Source organism: Paenibacillus tundrae (assembly GCF_036884255.1).
GTDB lineage: Bacteria > Bacillota > Bacilli > Paenibacillales > Paenibacillaceae > Paenibacillus.
Genome location: NZ_CP145605.1, coordinates 2,602,771 through 2,621,326 on the forward strand (window position 1 = coordinate 2,602,771; position 18,556 = coordinate 2,621,326).

The window sequence follows — 18,556 nt, forward strand, 5'->3', positions numbered from 1 at the left end:
CTTAAAATGAATACGTTTACATAAGGAGCTGATGGGTTTGAAATGGTCAGTATTTACGGTGGCAACTCCTGATCTCAAAGCGGAAGAGCTAGCAGCATCGGCAGCTTCAGCCGGAATAGACGGGATTGAATGGAGATTTCGCGGAATACCGGAAGATGCTCTGCAGGAAGAGCCATCCTATTGGCGGAACAATCGGTGCTCCATAGATCCCGCCTCATGGGAGGAACAAACTCCGATATTCCGTGAGGCAGCGCACAAGCATGGAAGGAAATCCATTGCACTTGTACCATATCTGAGCTGTGGTGACTTGCCAGCAACCGAACAGGCATTTCAAGCGGCTAATTCGCTCGGTGCATCCATGATGCGTGTCGGTGTACCGGGATATAATCGCACTGCAAGTTATCCTGAGTTATATCGGGAGGCCGTGCGTTATCTGAGTGAAGTTCAGGAGATGGCTAAGCAATATAAGGTAAAGGCCTTAGTAGAGACACATCATCAGACGATTGCACCAAGTGCTTCTTTGGCCTATCGACTGGTTCAATCATTGGATGCAGAGCATGTAGGTGTGTTATATGATCCAGGCAACCTGGTGCATGAGGGATACGAAAATCATCGAATGGGATTAGAGTTACTAGGTCCTTACCTCGCACATGTACATGTTAAAAATGCAGGATGGTTTCAGGATGAAGCTGTTGCGACATTTTCATCTGAACGACTGGGTGAAGATCAGAGTTCCTCACTAACAACGAAATGGAATTGTTCATGGCTTTCTTTGACAGAAGGCGTGGTGGATTGGGTGCAGGTTGTACGAGATTTACAAGCGGTTGGATACAATGGATATTACGGCATTGAGGATTTCAGTGGTGCGTTTAGCTCCGCTAAGATGTTACAGCATTTTACAGATGTATTTCAGGCTATTAAGCAACAACTTGAAGAGGAGGTTGGCGTATGAGTTTAGTTCGGGTCGCAGTCATTGGAATCGGGAACATGGGAGCAGCACATGCGAGGACGTTAATCGCTGGAGAGGTGCCCGGTGCAGAACTTGTAGCGGTGTGTGATGTGAGACAGGAGATGGCCAAGTGGGTATCGGATAACTTTCCTGCTTCGGTTGTGTATTGGCAGGATGCAGAGCAGATGATGGGGTCAGGCACCATTGATGCCGTAATCATAGCAACACCTCACTACGACCATCCGGAGCAGGCCATTCAGGCTTTTCGATATGGTTTACATGTCATGATTGAGAAGCCGGCAGGTGTGTACACGAAGCAGGTACGGGAGATGAATGAGGCAGCCAGTGCCAGCGGAAAATGCTTTTCCATCATGTACAACCAACGGACTAATCCGTTATACATCAAGCTTAGAGATCTCATCGCTTCAGGCGAACTGGGCGAGATCAGACGGACGAATTGGATCATTACCAATTGGTATAGATCTCAGAGTTATTACGATTCTGGTGGCTGGCGTGCGACTTGGGCGGGCGAAGGTGGAGGCGTTCTGATTAATCAAGACCCTCACCAATTGGATCTGTGGCAATGGACGATCGGTATGATGCCTGTTCGTATGCGGGCGTTCTGTTCCTTTGGGAAATACCGGAATATTGAAGTCGAAGATGATGTGACCGCATATGTGGAATATGCGAACGGCGCAACAGGGGTTTTTGTAACTACAACGGGCGAAGCACCGGGTACGAATCGATTTGAAGTGAATGGTGATCGCGGGAAAATTGTAATTGAAGATGGAAAATTGACCTTCTGGCGTCTCCGTGAATCCGAGCCTGAGTTTAATCAACGATTTACTGGAGGGTTTGGACAGCCGGAATGCTGGAAATGTGATGTTCCGATTACCGGGGTAGAATCAGGTCACCCAGGATTAATCCGGAACTGGGTCGATGCAATCCGTACAGGTGCACCTCTTATCGCTCCAGGCGAAGAGGGCATTCACGGACTTACATTGTCTAATGCGATGCTTCTCTCAACATGGACAGATCATTGGGTTGATTTACCGATGGATGAAGAGTTGTTCTACGAACATTTACAAGAGCGTATCGCACAATCCGTCATGAAGAAGGATCAGGGCTATAGCAAGAATCAACCAGCAGACCTGACACAAACGTTCAAGTGAAATAGAACTGAAGCGCTGATTAATTATATTCAAAATAGAAGCGGGAAGAAGGGAATCACATGGCTAAAGATGGAATGTTCTATGCACCCAAAAGTGTGAAAAAAGAGGTCGTATGTGGTGAAGGTGAGTTTACAATCGCTGCTGTAGCTTTGGATCATGGTCATATCTACGGCATGGTAGGGGGATTAGTTGAAGCGGGAGCGACTCTTAAATGGGTATATGACCCGGATCCACTCAAAGTAGAAGCATTTCGTAAACAATTTCCTCAGGCGCAGGTAGCTCAATCTGAAGAGCAGGTGTTTGCTGATGATGAAGTGAAGCTAGTAGCCAGTGCGGCAATTACTTCCGAACGTGCACCGCTCGGCATGAGAGTTTTGGCGTCAGGCAAAGATTATTTTACGGATAAGGCTCCATTTACAACATTGGATCAACTATCTCTTGCGCGTGAAGAGGTCAAGCGTACCGGCAAGAAATACATGGTCTATTATAGTGAGCGACTGCATGTTGAAAGTGCGATTTATGCAGGGCAATTAATTGAAGAGGGTGCGATTGGAAAAGTCGTACAGGTAATGGGCACCGGACCTCATCGATTAAATGCGCCAGCTCGGCCAGACTGGTTCTTCCGTCATGAACAGTATGGTGGTATCCTCTGCGACATCGGTAGCCATCAGATCGAACAATTTCTGACGTTTGCCTCATGTACGGATGCAGAAGTGGCATTCAGCCGTGTTCATAACTTCAATCATCCGCAATACCCTGAACTGGAGGATTTCGGAGAAGCGTCCCTGATTGGTAACAATGGAGCATCGGGCTACTTCCGTGTAGACTGGTTCACACCAGATGGACTCAGAACTTGGGGCGATGGCCGTACCGTGATCTTAGGGACAGATGGTTACATTGAGTTGCGTAAATACATTGATGTAGGTCGAGAAACTCAAGGGGATCAGGTTTATCTAGTCAATCACGAAGGGGAGTACCATTATGGTGTAAAAGGTCAGGTTGGATATCCCTTCTTCGGCGATCTGATCCGTGATTGCTTGGCTCGGACAGAGAATGCGATGACCCAAGAGCATGCCTTCAAGGCGGCTGAGATCTGCCTGATTGCTCAGCACAAAGCGATGAGCGAACGAGTCATCTGGAGTGGTGGAGCGAAGTAAAAGCTGTAATTGGTTTGAATCTAGTAAATTAAATAGGGTGATTAAAATTGAGGGGCAGCCGGATGTAAAGGCTGCTCTTTGAGATGTAATTGTAACTTTTAAATGGAACAATATGGTTTAAAATAGATATAGTTCAGAAATTGTAGTATTTACGAAGTTCGTAAATTTGAAGTTATGTGAAATACCCAAGGTCAAGAACATGAAGTAAAGGACGTAAAAACTATGACCATTGATGATTTTGATTACTACACGGACAAAGATTTTGAATGGACTGGAATCATAAATTTATATACTCATGCAGGATTCCGAAATAAGAAAGGCACTATTTTTAGAATAGATTTATTAGTTGCAGATGAAATTGAAGAATCAGAATTGCCTATTTTAAAGTCTTTTGGACAGTCATGGACGTGGGGAGAAGATCGTAGAATAAAAGCTTTCGAACTCTTGGATTTTCGATACATAAATAAAAGGCTTATTTTTGTTTTTAGAACGATTAGAAAGAGCCAAAGATATGATGAGATTAAATACTTCTTGTTTGATTTAGGTGCAGGAATTGAAATCGGAGGAAACAAGATTGAAGAAATTCAAGTAAGAGAGCTGAAGTGATTATTTTACAGAAGGGTAGATCACATAACATAATATTCACGCTGTGGACATTCGTCCTTGATCCGGCATTCGCCGAATACCCAACATTCGTCGGGTCGTGAATACAGAAACGTTATCGGAAAGTACAGGAAATATTTTTAATCGGAGGTCAAAAATGAATTTTGCATGTCCTTGTTGTGGATATAAAACACTAACAGAAAAACCACCAGGCACCTACGACATCTGTGAAATCTGTTTTTGGGAAGATGATGGAGTTCAATTTAATGATCCAGATTATACAGGCGGAGCTAATAAGGTCTCTCTACGAGAAGCGCAATTGAATTATAAGGAAATTGGTGCATGTGAAGAACGATGTAAACAATTTGTCAGAAAGCCAAATGAATTTGATGAATCTGAAGAACCGATTGATATCTCAAAGATCCAGAGGATGCCAATAAGTGAATTAATCAATATATTTATAGCTACAGGAGCTCCAGTGGTAAAAGTATTAGATCTATATAAGGGACTAATCAATATTAAAGAATCAAATTTCAGATTTAATTCCGATCAATTAAAAGACTATATAAGTCAAGAAGAATCGTGGGAATATACCATGTTAATGAATCGAGATAACCCTAACATACATTTTGGAGACGAAAGACTATATAAATTATCCAAGCAAGAAGTTGAAAATAAGATTCAAGCAATAAGAGATAAATTCGTAAAGACCGTTGAGCAAAGATATTGATTTAAGCTATTCAGGAAGGCCTGTACCCTCCGATAACATAATATTCATGCTTCGGGCATATGCCCCTGATCCGGCAAGTGGGAATTCATTGAAGCGAATTCAGCCGGACACACTTGGCATACTCCAAGCGTCGTGAATACAGAAACGTTATAAGAAATCCCACAAACCAAACAATTAAACCAAGTAGGAAGGAAGAGCAAAATAGAGACTGCCCTTATATGGTTTTGTACGAAAAGGAATTTAATATAAGAGTGAACTCATTGGCTATACGGATCTGGCTTACATAAAAGATCAGAGAGCAGAATTGCTAATTGCAATAGGTGTAAGCCAATACTGGGGGAAAGGCATAGGGTTTGAAGCGAGCAGAAAAATGATGGAATATGGATTGAAGGAATTTGGAATCAATTTATTTCATGCAGAAACAAATGAGTATAATATGGCCTCTAGAAGACTGCTCGAAAAGCTAGGTTATAAAGAAATAGGAAGAGAAGGGCAGCTGATCCAGTATGAATATAAAGTAGAAAACTATAAAAAGGTATAGACATTCAAAGAAAGAGGGACATCTTATAATATCATATTCACGCTGCGGACATTCGTTCTTGGCTCGGAATGCGCCAGACACTCGACATACGTCGAGTCGCGAATACAGGAACGTTATACGTAATTACTAAGAGCTGATTAAAATCGTGTGAATGACGAGCCATTCTTAAATAACGAGCCCTTCGATCGGCTGGAAGAAGACGAATTGGGAATCAAAGAACAGATAAGAAACATGTAAAGGTAAAAACGTTAAAGACGGTGTTGGCTTTAAAGTAGGGCGCCATTTCTGCGGCAGCGAATTGAAGCGTGGAAACGGTTTATCTTAAATAGGTAAAGACTAGGCCATTAAAAAGGGTAAGGTTAAAAATGACGCTCGGATTTTTAAAGAAGCACTTTATTATTTGAAACTTGGGAGGACCTCGAATGAGTTATCAAAATTGGGCCGGCAACTTTACTTACGGCGCGACCGAAATGATCTGTCCCGAAAGCGTGGAGCATCTGCAGCAGTTGGTCAAAGAGCATCGGAAAATCAAGGTTTCGGGCAGCGGCCATACGTTCAATGCGATCACGGATACGAACGGGATCTTCGTTTCGCTGCGGCATTGGAACCGCATGTTGGCCTTAAACGAAGAACGCGGCACGGTAACGGTTGAAGGAGGGATCACGTACGGGGAACTATGCGCGGAGCTCGCTCTGACCGATTATGCGCTTCATAATCTGGCATCGCTTCCTCATATCACGGTTGCCGGCGCCGCCGCTACGGCCACCCATGGTTCAGGCAGCCGTAACGGAAGCTTGGCGGCAGCGGTGGAAGGTGTCGAACTGGTCGACGCGAACGGAGAGCTGCATACATTCAGCCGCGGCGATGCAGAATTCGCCGGCGTCGTCGTGAACCTCGGCGCGCTCGGCATCGTGACGAAGCTGACGCTGAACGTCGTGCCGGCTTATTCCATCAGACAGTTCGTTTATGAGAATCTGCCGCTTTCGCAGCTTGAAGAAAACGCGGAGGGCATCTTTACGGGCGCTTACAGCGTAAGTTTGTTCACGGATTGGCAGCAGCCGAGATTTCATCAGGTATGGACAAAATGCCGGGAAGAAGATGGCGTAAGCTATGCCGGACATGCGGACTATTACGGAGCGCTGCCTGCGACGGCCCCTGTGCATCCGCTGCCGAACATGCATGCGGAAAACTGCACGGAGCAGCTCGGTAAGCCGGGGATGTGGCATGAGCGACTCGCGCATTTCCGTATGGAATTTACGCCGAGTGCCGGCAAAGAGCTGCAGAGCGAATACTTGATGCCGCGGGAGCATGTATATGAAGCGGCGCTTGCCGTTCACCGGCTGCGGGAGCATCTTGCGCCGATTTTGTTCGTTAGCGAATTGCGCACGATCGCTGCGGACGATTTATGGCTGAGCCCTTTTTGCGATCAATCTTCGGTGGCGTTTCACTTCACGTGGCGGGACGACTGGCAGGCGGTCGAGCGCGTGCTTCCGCTGCTGGAAGCAGCGCTGGCGCCGTTTCACGCACGTCCGCATTGGGGCAAACTGTTTACGGTACCGGCCGATGTCCTGCAGGGACAATTCGACAAGCTGCCGCCGTTTCGGAAGTTGATCGACAAGTATGACCCTAACGGAAAATTCAGCAATGCGTTTCTGGATACTTATGTTCGTCCAGCCCGGACGTCACGTTGAGGCTGGACGAGGCCTTCGGGAGATGAATAGGCTGCCGAATACCGGCCTCGTCCCGCGTGAGACGAGGCAGCAGCCTTTTTTTCGTCATACCGCAGAGTGGATTCCGGCAGTCCGAAATGCGCCGCCGCTTCCCCGATAGATCGATCTGCTGGATGCATAATGGAGCCTCCAAAATTGAGCATTTTATGTCGACTTCCTTATCTTCGGACTTAAAACATAGTTGAAGTCAAGCCGCGATTTCATCAGAATTTTTGTGAAGGACGGAAGGGAGCGAACATTCGGATTCCCTAGCCATTTCTACAATTAGAGTATCTCAAGGAGGAAATGTAATATGGGAAAAGCATTTAAAAACAAGAGGGTCATTTTAGAGATTACTGAATAAAACCATATTATAAAAATTAAAGGCAGGGACATCGTATAACATAATATTCACGCTGCGGCCATTCGTCCTTGGTCCAGCATTCGCCGGACACTCGACATACGTCGAGTCGTGAATAGAGGAACGTTATCGAAACTATTTGCACTGGACAATTATAAAATGCTTATTCAAAGATAAAAGATAAAAGCTTAAGGAGAATAACTGATGAATAGAAAAGTGAATTTGACGTTACTTCTTACCATATTTCTGCTGTTGACAGCTTGTCAATCTTCACAACAAATGGAGCCAAAAACAGAGAAAAACATTGATTTTGATCGAAACACCGCTATTGAAATGGTGAAGAAGAAAGAAAAAATAGTTATTGATATAGCTTCGAAAGAAAAGGTAACGAAAGTGGAGTATGAAGCATTAGAGAAATCTCTTGCTAAAGAGTTTGGAGATCATACCAGTGATATTTTGTCCATCTTCTTTATTGAGGACTTGGATGCTGATCCCGATGCAGATAGATATGCAAATAGAAACACACTATACCCAACACTTTTTCATGAAGGAGTAACCGTAACCAGCGCTGCTGTTTATAAAGCTGAATACGAGCAAGAAGCTTTCAATCAAACTGAATTAAGAATCAAGGAAGAGTATGTCGGTGATGATGAGAAATTAAAAGACTGGGACAGAGAATACCTTTTTAAGCCTGATGAAAATGAGGAATGGGAATTTACTGGATTCTCAGGAACGCTGAACGTCTCAGGAGAAGATTATAATATGAACTATTTAGAACTAAAAAGATAAATAAGAGAGAATAGCATCGGATAACATAATATTCACGCTGAGGGCATACGCCCTTGATTCGGCATTCGCCGAATACCCGACATACGTCGGGTTGTGAATACAGGAACGTTATATGAAACGGCTTAAGTCTAAATATATTTGGAGGTTCTAGTGAAGCATCTGCGCGAAAGAATAGCCACAAAGAAACCTGGGGTTGAAGACGTAGATATTGAAAAGTGCGAAGATTTGTTAAGAGCTAAGTTGCCGGATAAGTATAAACAACTAGTTCGTTTGGTAAACCAGCCAGAAATCGAAGAATGGATCTTATACCCGATAAAAGATAGTCGAAGAATCAGTAAGACCTTTGACGACATCGTTCGAAATAATAAAGATGCAGAAATACCTAACGATTTAATTGCATTTGCTGAAGATGGGACGGGAGATTTATTATGCTTCCAAGTCATTAAAGGTCAAATGAGAGAAACTATTTTATTCTGGAAACATGAGGATCAAGAATATGAGGTCATTTATGAAGATATAGAAGAGATGATCAGAGAGTTAATTGAGGAAGATTGTTGAGAGGAATTGAAGAAGAAAGCCACTTCATATAACAAATATTCACGCTGAGGACATTCCTCCTTGGTTCGGCATACGCCGAACACCCAACATGTGTCGGGTCGTGAGTACAGAAACGTTAGATGACATGCTTTAAGGAGATAAAAATGAATATTAAAAATATAGTTGAAAGGCTTAAAAAACATAATATATTACTCGATTCCGGATTATCTCAATACGAAATTGTAGAGATCGAGAACACCTTCAATATACAATTTCCACCAGATCTGAGTGAACTGCTCCGAAGTGTTCTTCCTATAAGTAAAGGGTTCATTAATTGGAGAGATAGCACGGAGGGAAATGTTAACTCAATATTCGATAGATTAAATTGGCCATTGGAAGGCATGCTGTTTGATATAGAACATAATTCATTCTGGTATGATGGCTGGGGTGTTAGACCAATCGATTTAAATGAAGCAAAAGAATTATGTGAATTTAAATACCTTGAAGTTCCAACACTCATACCGATTTACTCACACAGATATGTTCCAGCTAATCCACTGGAATACGGAAATCCAATCTTCTCAGTGCACCAAACAGACATAATCTATTATGGTGAGAACATAGAAGAATATTTTAAATTAGAGTTTAAAGATAAAGCACATAACGAAATGAATTATGAAAAGATCAAATATATAAAGTTCTGGACTGAAATAATTGTGGAATGATTCGCAAAGAAAACAAAATTTCTGCGCTTTGCGATTCGTCCTATAGGAAATCGACGCGAAAACAAAGTTCATTTTCAAAGAAGGGTGAGGTCAAAGTGCATATTGAATTTGATGGATTTCTTATTTCTGATAACAAATCCTTATTAGATTATGAAACTATATGCGGATTCTTACTAAGAAGTTATTGGGCTAGTAAGAGACCTAAAGAAAAGATTATAAGATCATTCCAATCATCAGAATGTGTTGGTGTCTATCATGGCAATAGACAAGTCTGCGTCGCGAGGTTAGTTACTGACTATGAGACTGTCTATTGGTTATGTGATGTATTTTTAGATGAAGATTATCGCGGTAGAGGTATAGGAAAGAAATTAATCGAAAGTATTACAACGTCTGATGAATATAAGAATTTATTTGGTATTCTCGGAACGAAGGATGCCCATGGATAATATGAAGAATATCAATTTGTAAAAGACAAAAATAGATTTATGGGGCGAATGCCCGATTTTTTAAGGGATAAACCATAAAGTATATTGTGAAAGTATCTAGGTGAAGCCGTCGACATTTTATCACATAATATTCAAGCTGCGGCTCTGATGGAGCCTTGGTCTGCGGAGGGATTTCGGAGATACATTTCAGCATACGACCCTTCGGGATTCATGAATACAGGAACGTTATCTGAAATAACACAAGAACTAGAAACTTAATTAAAAGGAGAATTCTTTGAAGAAAAAGCTTGAAGAAGTTTTGGAATTATACCAGCAGTTCCAGCACAGTGGACAATCGCTGTATCAAGATTTCGAAGATTTACAATACAATTTTGCAAAAGAGTTTAGAGAGCAAGTTCCACAAGAGATAATTTATGCAGATTTTAGTACCTATACGGCATATACTTATGGGTTATCTTCAGGAGGTATAATCCAAAAACTTGAAGATCCATTAGAGCGATACAAAACGAGAGAATGGCTACAGAAATCATTTTTTGAATGGTTTCCAAAATACAGATTTATTGAAAGGTATCAATTAAATGAATATAAAACTCTTGATAAAGAATTGGAATTGATTAATGAATTGAGAAAAAAGCTGATTGAATTAATTGATTTGAAAGACAAAGAGTGAATTTGAAGCAGCTAAAGAAGAATGTTACTTCAGATAACATAATATTCAAGCAGCGGCATTCGCCTTGGGTTCGGCAGTAGCCAGAACACTCAGAATGCGCTGGGTCGTGAATACAGGAACGTTATGTGAAATTCTCAATTAAAACATAAAGCAAGGTGAATGAATGAAGCAAATAAAAAATACTCAAATGCCTCCATACTTTAAGATGCTCAATTGTAATACCTTGAATGTTCTAGAAAAATTTCTAATTGGCGATAATTCAATTATGTTTTTGGATGTATATCACGAAGAAGATGTTGATACATTTTTGACCAACAGCAATCTAACTAAGCTGGATCATGTTATACAAGTTATTAATTATTCGAATAGAATTTGCTTTTTTCCAGATATCAAGTCAGCGAAGGAATTAAGAAAAGAGTTTATGAACCAAGATTGGGGATTTTGTTGCATTGTTTTCGATAATAATTTAAAACCTCTTCTTTATATCAGAGGAATAGAGGAAGAAGGCGTACATGGAGTTAGAATTAAAGAGTTGGAGACGGGTGTTTACAACAAATATTTAATGAATTATCAAGAATAATAGGCGAAGTATTGCGCTGATTTGTAAAGATTGTAAGAATTAGAGGTGAACTATGGAAATTCACTCAAAGAAAGATGAGAAATTCAAACCAGATAAATTGTCTATAGACATGAAAATAGAGACTAGAAAAATATACAAGAATATAACAAAAGTGAAGGGTCGAATGATTTCTAGCGTTGATTGGAAACTAATGTTATACATCAATGAGAACAAATTAGATGAAGATGAAGTATTTGTTGTAGAAGAATTTTTTAAGTCTTTACTTAATCCAGGAACATATCCTCTATTTACATGCAGCTGTGGAGTATTTGGTTGTGGTGGTTATTATGTTGAAGTCGTTCATGAGACTGAAAGAATAATTTGGTTAACTGAGCAATCTCCTTTCAATGATCAGACTATCGAGAGTTCTAATAAGTTTGTTTTTTCATGGGTTCAGATTATAAAATTTTCTAAAGGATTAATACAAGAATTCGAGCATCTTAAAAGTATTATGAATGCCAATGAATTAGAATTTAATTTTGATATTGAAAAATATCACCGGATAATTAATGAAATTATAGAAAGATACAGTAACGTTAGGCGAAATCCATGTAAAGTCAATTCAGGAGGGATTAAAGAAGATGAATAAGAAACTATTAGAACAGTTTGGAAATTTTAATGATTTTGTAGAATCGATTGATGATGTGACTTGGCAAAAGCCGATCTCTCCTGGGAAATGGACGGTGAAGGAAGTCGTGGCTCATCTATGGAATTGGGATACGTATACTTTGAATACAATGCTCCCTCACATAAAAGATCAAGTGAAACTGCCAGAGTTCGTCGATCATGATACTCATAATTTAAAAGCGATAGAGAAGGCTAAGGAATTCACAGATAGAGAAAGTATGGTTAAAACCTTTATCGAAACTCGAACTCATTTAGTCAATCAATTCCATAAGGTGGATCAGTCAGAAATTCGATTTTTTATAGGAAATGATAAACGACCTTATACTTATGAAAGATATCTAAAAATATTCGTACATCATGATGAACATCATAAGAAACAAATAGAAAACCTATTAGGGTAATTCATAGAATAGAAGACATGGACATCTTATAGCATAATATTCATTCTGCGGGCATACGCCTTGGGTTCGGCAGTAGCCGGATACTCGACATACGTGGAGTCATGAATACAGGAGCGTTAGATGAAATTGATCTAATACAAAAAAGAAAAAATCGGGAGGATCATTATGCCATTCAAAGATGCATTTAATACTTTTCCTAAGCTTGAAACAGAGAGGTTTATATTGAGAGAATTACGTTCGGAGGATGCGAAGGATTATTATAGTTATTTCTCCGATGATGAAGTAACAAAATATTGGGGATATAAAGGACCCAAAAATATTGAGACAGCTTCAAAGACATTCGCAAGATTTGAAAACGCATTCAATAGAAAAGAAATGATCACTTGGGGAATCGCTACCAAAGAAGATGATAAAATTATTGGAACTTGCATATTTAACGATTTCGTTAGAGCATCCATGGTTGACGTATCCTATAACCTATCCAAAGTGTATTGGGGAAAGGGAATAATGACGGAAGTGCTCAGTACAATTATTCCGTATGCATTTAATGTACTTGATATGAACCGAATACAAGCTAAAGTAATGCCGGAAAATAATTCATCTGTAAAACTCTTATCCAAGGTAGGTTTTGTGCAGGAGGGACTACTTCGGGATTATATATTTGGTGAGATAATTACAGATACCTTGGTATTTTCCATTCTAAAGAAAGATTTAATTGAAGGCCTTTCAACTTAAGAGTTACCTAAAGGGTGAACAACAGAATGTTAGGCAAAATACCTACTTTGATAAAAATCTCATTTAGAACTATTAATATGAGTTGTTTATAAGGAGGAGTCGACATGATTATTGTGCATGCACTTTTGAGAACGGAATGGGAGTCAGCATTAGCAAAAGGAGTATATAAAGGAGATTCTCTAGAGAAGGAAGGATTTATTCATTGCTCACCTATTGAGAAAATTGCATCTGTCGCCAATTATAATTTCAGAGGAGTAAAGGGATTAATATTACTTTGCATTGATGAATCAAAAGTAAAGTCTGAAGTTAGATGGGAAGATTTGTACAATGAAGGAAGAGAGTATCCACATATATATGGTGAGATGAATATAGACTCAGTAATAAAGACTGTTGATTTCGAGCCTAATGAAAGCGGCACGTTTTTATTACCTAGAGAATTAGAAGAGATGATATAAAATTAGGATTATAGACTGGAATTTTTGAGGTGATTTATTGTATGGGGTCCAGAATCATGCATTTGATTATAGGTTATAAAATTGCCGAGAGATCAATTATGAAAGGTAGGATACTTTTATTCATTTTTATTATGATAATGCTTTCATCTTGTCAGAATATTAGTCAATCGACTACTTCGAACAGCGAAACTGAAACAATAAGAAATTCTGAACCGTCTCCTGAAGTTGAAGTAGTGAGTGCAGGTAATGAAACAGAATCGAAAGAAATAACTGAAAATTCAGTAGAAACTTCTAGTAATACAGTGTTACCCATGAACATCGGGAACCTTGATTTGAAAGGAGATTTTTATGATGAAATGCTTCGAAATCCTATAGATCATGATTATGAAGTGGAATCTAATGAATTTCAAAATTCTAAAGAGATTGTAACAACCATGGAATGGGGGGCGTTGCAAAGCAAATATACAGAGATATGGGATAAAGAGTTGAACCAAATATATAAAAAGCTTCTATCTACGTTGGATGAAGAACCAAGGGAAGCCCTAATTGAAGCGCAGAAGGAATGGTTACAGTATCACTTATAGGAAACAAAATTTGTAGAGGATACATTTATTTATAATGGTTACCTTGGATCAAGAGGACCGGTAAGCTTAGGCACAGTAATAAAGGAGAGATTAAGGGAGAGAACAATACAATTATTTGAATATCGATATTTATTAGATGGTGAAATTGAGTTTTTATATCAAGCTACAAAATAGAGTTGGAATCTTGATCAAAAGTTTTTGGATGATGATGCTTCGAGAAGTGAGATCCAGCTGGTTGTTGGTGGTCAGTTAGGAAATTATTGTGATAATATTTGTATAGAGAAACTATTGAAAGCCGTCTGTTAAGAGTAGGAGTTTGATTACATGATTATTTTTAAAAAAATTTTAGATAATGTTAACTTTGAAGCAGTTTGGATTAAGTTGATTGAATATTATCCAGATATGTCTCAAACAAAGAATAAATACTTAATTGTGTATGAATCATTGCTATCACATAACCCAGCAAGGAATATAGAAGAAATGACTATTTATATAGATGCGGTTGATTCTGATGATTCTATCAATGATGGCAACAATGAATATCGTGTGCATGGTAAAAATAATTCTCTCGATTGGAAGGGATTCTGGGATCTTTCTGCGAGTAATTGGGAGGATTGGCTAGGATTTTATGTGGATCAGCAAGTACTTGATAATTTTTCAAGCGAACAAATTATGGCACTCTGTTTATATGAAATGACTTGGTTTGGTTTTTCTGAAGCACAAATAAAGCATAAGGCTGATAATTTTGAAAATAAATGACTGAGTGTATTCATGCAATCCAAAATTTGGTATCAAATGACATAACACTCAAGCTGCGGGAAGCCGATCTGATTCTGCAATAGCCGGGTACCCGGATACTTAATTTTCCCTGTTTCGCGTAATGTCATATGAAAGGCCTAATCCGTCAATTATGGGGTGTTGAGTGTGTGGGAGAAACTATCAGATTGCTGGAAAGCTAGTTTTGAAGAGGCATGGGAAGCTTATGCTCACGGTTCAATCCCTATCGGTGCAGTTATAGTTGATGCCAATAATAAAATAATTAGTCGAGGTAGAAATAGAATCAATGAAACAGCTGCTCCAAACAAGCAAACGTGCTCGAATAGATTAGCGCATGCAGAGATAAATGCTTTGTTACAAGTAGATAATTTAGATTCAGAAGATTACAAAGGCTATACACTTTATACAACGACAGAACCCTGTGTACTTTGTTTTGGTGCAATTATCATGTCAGGAGTTAGGAAAGTAAGATTCGCTGCAACTGATCCTATTGCAGGAGGAGCCAATCTAAATGATGCAGAAAATTCATTCATCAAGTCAAGAAACCTCGATATCAAATGTGCTGAGACATATTTAGGAGAACTACAACGCGTGTTAAGAACTGATCAGGTTATAAGGGCTTTAGGTGAAGAACAAGCAAGTAGATTTTTGGATAAGTACAAAATGAAATACCCTGAAGCTATTGATTTAGGAATAAAATGGAATAGAGAAGGCAGATTGCAAGAAGCACTGAGAAATAACGATCCCGTTGGAGTAATTATTAATAATATATCAGAAGAGATTAATATTTCTAAAGATAAATAACGTAGGAAAGTGGGGGATGAAAATGGAAGAGGTCAATATATCTGAATACAATCCAGATTGGAATATTGAATTTGAGGATGAAAAAAATAAAATACTACATGCTTTAAGTAACCTGGAAGTAGTTATCGAACATATAGGTAGCACATCAGTATTGGGATTAGGGGCAAAACCGACGATTGATATTATGGCGGGATTACCTAGCTTAGGTTTAATGGACGAATTCTATATTAAAAGCTTAGGTGATATTGGCTATGAATATGTTCATAAACCTGAATTTCCTGAGCGATTATTTTTCAGAAGAGGATTATGGCGAGCAGGAACACATCATTTACATATATATAAATTCCGAGAGCAAAATTGGAACGAGAATGTGTTGTTTAGAGAGTATTTAAAGCGATACCCTGAAATCTTGAACGAATATTATAATCTCAAAAAGAGACTCGAAGAACAATTTAAATATGATAGAGTCGCTTATACGATGGGGAAGGCAGATTTTATCCAAGAAGTGATTAACAAAGCTAGTAATGATGAAGAACTAATGAGGCTTCTCCAAGAAAGAGGATCACTTTAATAGAACCTTTTCTTGCATCAGTCATTTCCCTCACTTTCCAGTGAGGATAACTAAGATTAGAGGGCTGCCTTGGAAAAACAAATTAAAGGATTCTTAAAGATGTTCAGCAAGTACCCCGACATGAAATATAAAATATATTAAACATACTCCTTCTGGAAATCTAATCACTTGTTACAATAAGGTTCTGATATGTAAAGAAGATATTACAAATAAAGGAGCGTTAAAATGTTAGAAGTTTTGCAAGTTCCGTATGAAGACAAAAGTATCCTAAGCAATATGATTCAGTTCTATCGGTACGATTCGAGTGAATTTGATCAAAATGAACTGACTAATCATGGAATTTATCTTTACAAATACTTAGATCACCAGTGGACAGATGAATATCGAAAGCCATTTTATATAAAGGTTGATGGAGAGTTTGCAGGTTTCGTTCTTGTTTTAAAAGATATTCCCAAAGAATATGTAAAGGTAAGCACAGCAGTTCAGACAAACATAATTAGTGATTTTTTTATAATGCGTAAATTTAGAAATAAGGGATACGGACAACAAACAGCGAATTTCATTTTCAACACTTTTAGAGGTGCGTGGGAAGTAAGACAGACACCACAAAATAAACCAGCTAATTTATTTTGGAAGAAAGTAATTAATGATTTTACGGATGGAGATTATGAAGAATTTATTTTAGATAATGAGAAATGGAAAGGGTCTGTTCAAGTATTTGAAAATAAAGATTAATAATACGATCAAATGAGAACGCTTAATTTAGAGGTATATAGAAGGGATATGATTTAGTGAAAAGAGTTGACGTCGTTTACTCACTAATAACAGACCAGTTTAAAACTAAAGTTCTTGCAGTGAAAAATGCTGATCGAGCAAGTTGGTCTCCTCCTGGGGGAGCCGTTGATTTAAATGAAACATTAGATCAAGCTGCGATTCGCGAGGTAAAAGAAGAGACAGGACTTGAAGTTAAAGTCCATGGGATTGTTGCCATCAATGAGTGCAAATTTGAGGACATTAATGAACATGTCATTTTTTATACGTTTAGGGCAGAGATTGTAGGTGGCGAAGAACAGATCATTAGACCAAATGAAATTTCAGAAATTGCATGGTTGGATATTGAACAAGCAAATGAGTTAATGCCTTATTATAAAGGTGGATTTAAAAAGTTAATTCATGGAAATGAAAGTATGTATTTTAATGAAGGAAGAAAGGTACTGCAGGGTCGATTAGATTTGAATATGCCGAGAGATTGGTGTTTCTCATAGACACAAATTTACGAATTAGCAATAATATCTAAAGGAGGCATATTTACATGAAGTTAGTTATACTCTTTGGTCCTCAAGCTGTAGGAAAGATGACGGTGGGTCAATGTTTAGAAGCTAAAACAGATTTGAAATTATTTCATAATCACATGTCTATTGATTTTGTGTCTGCTTTTTTCGATTATGGGACACCTGCTGGAAAGCGCTTGGTAAATGTGATTCGGCATGAGATATTTGAAGAAGTATCGAAGAGTGAAATGGAAGGACTTATATTTACGTTTGTATGGGCATTTGACCTTCAGAGTGATTGGAACTATATTGAGCAAATTTCAAGCCTATTCGAATCAAGAGGCGGGACGATATATTTAGTTGAACTAGAAGCCGATTTGGAAGAACGCAAAAAACGTAATACGACTGAAAATAGATTGGCACATAAACCTACCAAACGAGATGTGAAATGGTCGGAGGCCGAACTGATTAAAACTTATGAAAAGCATAGGCTGAATTCAATGCCAGGGGAGATTACCAAACCCAATTATATGAGAATGAATACCATTGGACTAGAAGCAGATCAGGCAGCCGAGCTGATTAAAAAAGAATTTAATTTGTAAGATAGAAACTCTATTAAAAAGGGTGGAATATATGATTAAAGGAATCTTGTTTGACTTGGATGGAACATTGCTTGATCGTGAGCAATCATTAATTGCCTTCGTTCGAAATTAATATTATCGATTCCAAGCTTTTCAAAATGTTGAGGAACAATTATTTGTACAGAGATTTATTGAATTAGATCTGAAGGGTTATGTCTGGAAAGACAAAGTTTATCAAACGCTAATCAATGAATTTAATTTGGATCTGAACTGGGACGAATTATTGGAGGATTATATTCAATCATTTCAATATCATTGTATTGGTTTTCCAGGATTAATAGAGGTTCTTGATTATTTGAAAGGCAAACAAATGAAATTAGGTATTATAACGAACGGGTTTGGTAGATTTCAGATGAATAATATTAAAGGACTAGATATTGATCATTATTTTGACGGAATATTCATTTCTGAAATTGAGGGTTTGCGTAAGCCAGACATTAAGATTTTTAATAGAGCTTTAGATCGATTAGGATTAGAACCTCAAGAATCGATATTTATAGGAGACCATCCAGTCAATGATGTCGATGCAAGTATTCATGCGGGTATGAGAGGAATTTGGAAAGAAGATGATTACTTTGGTAAACCTTCAACAGATTATATGTCCATTAAGGACTTAGTAGAAATAAAGAGCATCATAGAACGTATTTCAAAGTGAATTATAATTATACCGGAGGGATACATA

The 18,556-nt window shown here is 38.7% G+C and carries 25 protein-coding genes and 1 pseudogene; 25 read left to right on the plus strand and 1 reads right to left on the minus strand.

Features of this window, described 5'->3' with window-relative positions; genetic code table 11:
* Positions 1–37 precede the first annotated feature (37 nt).
* The 7 genes and pseudogenes from V6W81_RS11760 (at position 38) to V6W81_RS11790 (ending at position 6,843) form a co-directional block, all read left to right on the plus strand.
* Positions 38–952, plus strand: a complete 915-nt coding sequence (locus V6W81_RS11760) for a sugar phosphate isomerase/epimerase family protein (RefSeq protein WP_338543324.1) — start codon at positions 38–40, stop codon at positions 950–952.
* Entirely contained in the window at positions 949–2,121 is a 1,173-nt protein-coding gene (locus V6W81_RS11765) for a Gfo/Idh/MocA family protein (protein ID WP_338543325.1), read from the plus strand. Before V6W81_RS11760 ends, V6W81_RS11765 begins: the two co-directional genes overlap by 4 nt.
* A gap of 59 nt (positions 2,122–2,180) precedes the next feature.
* Positions 2,181–3,278 carry a Gfo/Idh/MocA family protein gene (locus V6W81_RS11770; RefSeq protein ID WP_145046485.1) on the plus strand — a complete coding sequence of 366 codons (1,098 nt, stop codon included), beginning with the start codon at positions 2,181–2,183 and terminating at the stop codon, positions 3,276–3,278.
* A gap of 222 nt (positions 3,279–3,500) precedes the next feature.
* Positions 3,501–3,884, plus strand: a complete 384-nt coding sequence (locus tag V6W81_RS11775; RefSeq protein ID WP_338543326.1) for a hypothetical protein — start codon at positions 3,501–3,503, stop codon at positions 3,882–3,884.
* A 154-nt stretch (positions 3,885–4,038) separates the two neighbouring features.
* Positions 4,039–4,272 (plus strand): annotated as a pseudogene (locus tag V6W81_RS11780) (CPCC family cysteine-rich protein); the annotation flags it as partial.
* A gap of 598 nt (positions 4,273–4,870) precedes the next feature.
* Positions 4,871–5,152 (plus strand): GNAT family N-acetyltransferase, encoded by a 282-nt coding sequence (locus V6W81_RS11785; protein ID WP_338543985.1) that lies wholly within the window; start codon positions 4,871–4,873, stop codon positions 5,150–5,152.
* A 422-nt stretch (positions 5,153–5,574) separates the two neighbouring features.
* The gene (locus V6W81_RS11790) at positions 5,575–6,843 is read left to right on the plus strand and encodes an FAD-binding protein (RefSeq protein ID WP_338543328.1); all 1,269 of its coding nucleotides are present in this window, start codon (positions 5,575–5,577) and stop codon (positions 6,841–6,843) included.
* On the opposite strand, the gene V6W81_RS11795 is transcribed toward V6W81_RS11790, so the two are convergent.
* The gene (locus V6W81_RS11795; protein WP_338543329.1) at positions 6,813–7,025 is read right to left on the minus strand and encodes a hypothetical protein; all 213 of its coding nucleotides are present in this window, start codon (positions 7,023–7,025) and stop codon (positions 6,813–6,815) included. The two genes, V6W81_RS11790 and V6W81_RS11795, sit on opposite strands and share 31 nt — an antisense overlap.
* Before the next feature lie 401 nt (positions 7,026–7,426).
* Here V6W81_RS11795 and V6W81_RS11800 point away from each other — a divergent pair, with 401 nt between their 5' ends.
* The 18 genes from V6W81_RS11800 to V6W81_RS11885 all read left to right on the plus strand — a co-directional run bounded on the left by V6W81_RS11800 (position 7,427) and on the right by V6W81_RS11885 (position 18,529).
* The gene (locus V6W81_RS11800) at positions 7,427–8,011 is read left to right on the plus strand and encodes a hypothetical protein (RefSeq protein ID WP_338543331.1); all 585 of its coding nucleotides are present in this window, start codon (positions 7,427–7,429) and stop codon (positions 8,009–8,011) included.
* Positions 8,012–8,161: 150 nt separating this feature from the next.
* Entirely contained in the window at positions 8,162–8,569 is a 408-nt protein-coding gene (locus tag V6W81_RS11805) for an SMI1/KNR4 family protein (RefSeq protein ID WP_338543332.1), read from the plus strand.
* A 143-nt stretch (positions 8,570–8,712) separates the two neighbouring features.
* Positions 8,713–9,273 carry an SMI1/KNR4 family protein gene (locus tag V6W81_RS11810; RefSeq protein ID WP_338543334.1) on the plus strand — a complete coding sequence of 187 codons (561 nt, stop codon included), beginning with the start codon at positions 8,713–8,715 and terminating at the stop codon, positions 9,271–9,273.
* A 95-nt stretch (positions 9,274–9,368) separates the two neighbouring features.
* Positions 9,369–9,719 carry a GNAT family N-acetyltransferase gene (locus tag V6W81_RS11815; RefSeq protein WP_338543335.1) on the plus strand — a complete coding sequence of 117 codons (351 nt, stop codon included), beginning with the start codon at positions 9,369–9,371 and terminating at the stop codon, positions 9,717–9,719.
* A gap of 274 nt (positions 9,720–9,993) precedes the next feature.
* On the plus strand, positions 9,994–10,389 hold the full coding sequence (locus tag V6W81_RS11820) for a YxiJ family protein (protein WP_338543336.1): 396 nt from the start codon (positions 9,994–9,996) through the stop codon (positions 10,387–10,389).
* Between the two features lie 163 nt (positions 10,390–10,552).
* Entirely contained in the window at positions 10,553–10,969 is a 417-nt protein-coding gene (locus tag V6W81_RS11825; RefSeq protein ID WP_145048169.1) for a hypothetical protein, read from the plus strand.
* Positions 10,970–11,021: 52 nt separating this feature from the next.
* Positions 11,022–11,597 (plus strand): hypothetical protein, encoded by a 576-nt coding sequence (locus V6W81_RS11830; protein WP_338543337.1) that lies wholly within the window; start codon positions 11,022–11,024, stop codon positions 11,595–11,597.
* Entirely contained in the window at positions 11,590–12,036 is a 447-nt protein-coding gene (locus tag V6W81_RS11835; RefSeq protein WP_338543338.1) for a DinB family protein, read from the plus strand. Before V6W81_RS11830 ends, V6W81_RS11835 begins: the two co-directional genes overlap by 8 nt.
* 165 nt (positions 12,037–12,201) lie before the next feature.
* Positions 12,202–12,771 (plus strand): GNAT family N-acetyltransferase, encoded by a 570-nt coding sequence (locus V6W81_RS11840; RefSeq protein ID WP_338543339.1) that lies wholly within the window; start codon positions 12,202–12,204, stop codon positions 12,769–12,771.
* A gap of 104 nt (positions 12,772–12,875) precedes the next feature.
* Positions 12,876–13,226: a DUF952 domain-containing protein gene (locus V6W81_RS11845; RefSeq protein WP_145048175.1), complete on the plus strand. Its 351-nt coding sequence runs from the start codon at positions 12,876–12,878 to the stop codon at positions 13,224–13,226.
* A gap of 56 nt (positions 13,227–13,282) precedes the next feature.
* On the plus strand, positions 13,283–13,810 hold the full coding sequence (locus tag V6W81_RS11850) for a lysozyme inhibitor LprI family protein (protein ID WP_338543340.1): 528 nt from the start codon (positions 13,283–13,285) through the stop codon (positions 13,808–13,810).
* Positions 13,811–14,134: 324 nt separating this feature from the next.
* On the plus strand, positions 14,135–14,569 hold the full coding sequence (locus V6W81_RS11855) for a DUF6557 family protein (RefSeq protein WP_145048177.1): 435 nt from the start codon (positions 14,135–14,137) through the stop codon (positions 14,567–14,569).
* Positions 14,570–14,734: 165 nt separating this feature from the next.
* Entirely contained in the window at positions 14,735–15,391 is a 657-nt protein-coding gene (locus V6W81_RS11860) for a nucleoside deaminase (protein ID WP_338543341.1), read from the plus strand.
* 22 nt (positions 15,392–15,413) lie between these two features.
* Positions 15,414–15,962, plus strand: coding sequence for a GrpB family protein (locus V6W81_RS11865; protein ID WP_338543986.1), 549 nt, complete (start codon positions 15,414–15,416; stop codon positions 15,960–15,962).
* Positions 15,963–16,187: 225 nt separating this feature from the next.
* Positions 16,188–16,697, plus strand: a complete 510-nt coding sequence (locus tag V6W81_RS11870) for a GNAT family N-acetyltransferase (protein ID WP_338543343.1) — start codon at positions 16,188–16,190, stop codon at positions 16,695–16,697.
* Positions 16,698–16,753: 56 nt separating this feature from the next.
* Positions 16,754–17,227 (plus strand): NUDIX hydrolase, encoded by a 474-nt coding sequence (locus V6W81_RS11875; protein ID WP_338543344.1) that lies wholly within the window; start codon positions 16,754–16,756, stop codon positions 17,225–17,227.
* A gap of 47 nt (positions 17,228–17,274) precedes the next feature.
* Positions 17,275–17,835, plus strand: a complete 561-nt coding sequence (locus V6W81_RS11880; RefSeq protein WP_338543345.1) for an AAA family ATPase — start codon at positions 17,275–17,277, stop codon at positions 17,833–17,835.
* 169 nt (positions 17,836–18,004) lie between these two features.
* Complete coding sequence (locus tag V6W81_RS11885) at positions 18,005–18,529, plus strand: HAD family hydrolase (RefSeq protein WP_338543987.1); 525 nt, start codon at positions 18,005–18,007, stop codon at positions 18,527–18,529.
* Positions 18,530–18,556: the final 27 nt, after the last annotated feature.